Source organism: Kitasatospora sp. NPDC058406, assembly GCF_042722765.1.
Taxonomy (GTDB): domain Bacteria; phylum Actinomycetota; class Actinomycetes; order Streptomycetales; family Streptomycetaceae; genus Kitasatospora.
This window is the reverse complement of record NZ_JBHXKE010000436.1, coordinates 1-3,537: the sequence shown is the minus strand read 5'-3', so window position 1 is coordinate 3,537 and position 3,537 is coordinate 1. Positions and strand designations below refer to the sequence as shown.

The window sequence follows — 3,537 nt, the reverse complement described above, 5'->3', positions numbered from 1 at the left end:
GCGGGGGCGGCGCGCCGGCGGCCCCGCACCGGCCCCGCCGGGTGGGGGCCGGGGGCCCCGCCGGGGTCGCGGCGGCCCCCCCCCCGCCCCCGGCGGGCGCCCCGCCCGCCGCCTCCCGGCCGCCCTCCCCGGTCGCCCCCGCCGTCGACCCGCGCGCCGCGCTGCCCGACCCCCGCCCTGCCCCGCGCCCCGAACCGGGCACGTTCACGCTGGCTCCCGCCGTGCCGCAGCCGTCGGCCGCAGCCGCTTCGGCGCCCACCGGCGTCCCGGCGAACACGCCCCCTCCGCCGGTCGCCCCGCCCACGGTGCCGCCGACGGCCCCGCCCGCCCCGACGGCGCCCCCGGCGCAGCAGCCGGGCGGTTACGGCTATCCGCAGCAGGCGGGCGGCTACGGCTACCCCCAGCCCGCCCAGCGCCCGGGGTACGGCTATCCGCAGCAGCAGCCCTACCCGCAGCAGCAGGCCGCCGCCGGGTACGGCTACCCGCAGCAGGCCCAGCCCCCGCAGCAGGGCGGCTACGGCTACCCGCAGCCCAACACCGGCGCCCCGCAGTCCCAGCAGCAGCCGGCCCAGCAACAGCCTGCCCAGCAGCCGGTGCAGCCGCAGGCCGCCCCCGAGGAGTTCGCGCTGCCGCCGCAGGGCCCGCAGTTCCAGCCCCGCTGACCCACCCCCCGCACGAGCACCCCGCCGCCCAACCACCCCGCCCGACCGCCGCACCGCGACATCCGGCCGACCGGCAGGCCGTCCGCCCGACTTGCCGTCCGCCCGGCCGCCGCAGCACACCGGCTGCGGCGTCCGGGAGTGCACGGGCCCTCCAGGCGCCGCCCTACCGACCCCCGCGCCCCTCAGTCCGCCGTCGCCGACCCCTTGTACCCGCGCTGCCACTGCATCCCGAAGCCGTACAGCCGGTCGATGTCGGCCTGGAACCCGTTGACGTACCGCACCTCGCGGCGGACCGTCAGCGTGTTGTCCCCGGTGTTCTCGATCAGCACCACCGCGCACGACCGCGCCGCCGAGGCCCGCTCCTCCAAATGGATCTCGATCCGCGGCCCGGACTGCGGCACGATCGTCACCACCGCGTTGGCCTGTTCGAACGCCGGCGTGCCGTCGTAGATGTAGACGAAGATCAGCAGCCGCTTGAACTGGTCCTTCTTCTCCAGGTTGACGTACATCGTCTCGCCGGACGGCGCCCCGTACTGGTCGTCGCCGCTGAGCTTGACGAACGGCGGGTGCTGGAGGTCCCCGAAGTAGCCGCCCAGCGGCTGCACCACGCCCCGGCTGCCATCGGTCAGCTCGTACATGCAGGCCAGGTCGAGGTCCACGTTGACCTGCGTGTTCTGCGCCGTGTCCGGCTCCATCGGGCGGAGGATGCGCGGGTTCAGGAGCCTCCGGAGGGCGTCCCGGCCGGACGCCCGCGAAGCTCCTATCCGGGTGGTCCAGTGCAGGTTGACGTAGAGGTAGCCGGTGGTGGCAGCCGCACCGGTGATCGCGTGGTGCGGCTGCGACTTGGTGAGGGTGATCTTGTACTGCCCGCTCGTGTCGAGGCTGTTCCGCTCCCCGCGCAGGTACTCCCAAATCGAGGCCATGCCGTCCTCCCCCAGCCCCGTCAGTCGATCTGACGGGCCGCCGCTCCATGATCGGGCATCAGCCCGCCCCCGGGTACCTGAACTCCCTACCCACCGCCGGTTACCGGACACCGTCCGGACAGCGGCCGGACGCCACCCGGACCCCGCCGGCCCGGCACCCGGCAGCCCACCGCCGCCGCATCACCTCCCGCGGCCCGCAGCCGCCCCTATAGCCGCCCCCACGGCCACCCCGAAGCCCCTTCGTGCACCATCGAGACAGCCCCCGGACCGCCCCCGGTCCGGCCCCGGTCCGGCCCCCGACCGACTTCCGGGCCACCTCCCGAAACATCCTCCGACGCACGTTCCGCCGCACTTTCCGAGGCGCCTCCCGACGCACCCCGACCAGCTTCCGCAACGCCTTCCGAACCACCTCCGCAGCCTCCACCGGGGTGCACGACCGGCCGTCACCCGGCCCTCCACGGCACGCCGAGGCACCACCGGAACGGCGTCCGACGGCCGCCGGAGGGCCACCCGACGGGCACCGGCGGGTCGATTGCGGGGCGAAGCCACCCTCCCGTACCATGCGGCCACTTCGGACGCGATATCGTCTAGCCGCACAGGTGTCCCGCCCGTCCCTGCCCGGGCACGGCGGACGCCCGTCGACAACGACGCACCGTCAGGCCCGGTCCCGGGGACGAGCCCTGACCGCCTGTGTCGCACCGTGACCTGTCCCCTGCGGAAACCTGAGGCCCGACCCGCAATGAACCTGACCTCCATACAGCTGGTCTGGACCGTCATCGGCGGCGCAGCCCTGCTCTTCACAGCCATCCTGGTGGCGACGCTGCGCTTCAAGAACAACACCAAGAAGCAGGACTCGGGCGACTCCTGGGAGCGCAGCGAGGAGCGCCGCCGGCGCAAGGAGATGATCTACGGGATCTCCTCCTACGTCCTGCTGTTCTGCTGCGCCGGCGTCGCGGCCGCGCTCTCCTTCCACGGCCTGGTCGGCTTCGGCAAGGAGAACCTCGGCCTGTCGAACGGGTGGGAGTACCTCGTCCCGTTCGGCCTCGACGGTGCCGCGATGTTCTGCTCGGTGCTCGCCGTCCGCGAGGCCAGCCACGGTGACGCGGCGCTCGGCTCGCGTCTGCTGGTCTGGGTGTTCGCGATCGCCTCGGCCTGGTTCAACTGGGTGCACGCCCCGCGCGGCATCTCCCACGACGGCGCCCCGGAGTTCTTCTCCGGCATGTCGATCTCGGCCGCGATCCTCTTCGACCGCGCGCTGAAGCAGACCCGCAAGGCCGCGCTGCGCGAGCAGGGACTGGTGCCGCGCCCGCTGCCGCAGATCCGGATCGTCCGCTGGCTGCGCGCGCCCCGCGAGACCTACGCCGCCTGGTCGCTGATGCTGCTGGAGAACGTCCGCAGCCTGGACGAGGCCGTCGAGGAGGTGCGCGAGGAGCGCCAGGCGAAGCTGGACGCCAAGGTGCGTGCCCGCAGCGCCGACCGTCGCGAGCGCGCCGAGCTGAAGGCCATCTCCCGCCAGGGCGGGATGCTCTCCCGGGGCCGCAGTGGCCGCCAGGTTCCCGCGCTCGCCGCTGCCGGAGACGGCCCGAGCACTACGGAGCCTGCCCTAGCCGCCGAGGCAGACGCTCTCTCCAAGTCCACCTCCTCCTCGCTGGAGCCCGCCTCGCTGAGCTCCTTCGACACCGGCCGCCGGACGCGCGCCGCCGTCGGCTCCTCGACGTCGACGTCGTCCTCCGCCTCGCTGTCCTCCTCGTCCTCCTACCGCAGCTCGACCATCGACCTGACGGCGGACGACGACACCCTGTCGATGCCCAAGCTGGACTCGCTGGAGCGCAAGCTGCGCGCCATCGAGCAGCAGCTCGGCTGAGACACCGCACCCGAAGGCCTGAGGGCCCGAGCCCCGGCCCGGGGCCTGAAGCCCGAAACGCCGGAACGGCCGCCCCCCACTCCAGGGG

The 3,537-nt window shown here is 74.2% G+C and carries 2 protein-coding genes and 1 pseudogene; 2 read left to right on the top strand and 1 reads right to left on the bottom strand.

From position 1 onward, the window contains the following. A pseudogene (locus ACFWOG_RS40090) lies at positions 1–662 on the top strand (hypothetical protein); the annotation flags it as partial. A 182-nt stretch (positions 663–844) separates the two neighbouring features. On the opposite strand, the gene ACFWOG_RS40085 reads toward ACFWOG_RS40090, so the two are convergent. Then, positions 845–1,585 carry a Tellurium resistance gene (locus ACFWOG_RS40085; protein ID WP_329878959.1) on the bottom strand — a complete coding sequence of 247 codons (741 nt, stop codon included), beginning with the start codon at positions 1,583–1,585 and terminating at the stop codon, positions 845–847. 739 nt (positions 1,586–2,324) lie between these two features. Between ACFWOG_RS40085 and ACFWOG_RS40080 the strand changes: the two genes are divergently transcribed. Further along, entirely contained in the window at positions 2,325–3,449 is a 1,125-nt protein-coding gene (locus ACFWOG_RS40080; RefSeq protein ID WP_380364606.1) for a DUF2637 domain-containing protein, read from the top strand. Positions 3,450–3,537 lie beyond the last annotated feature (88 nt).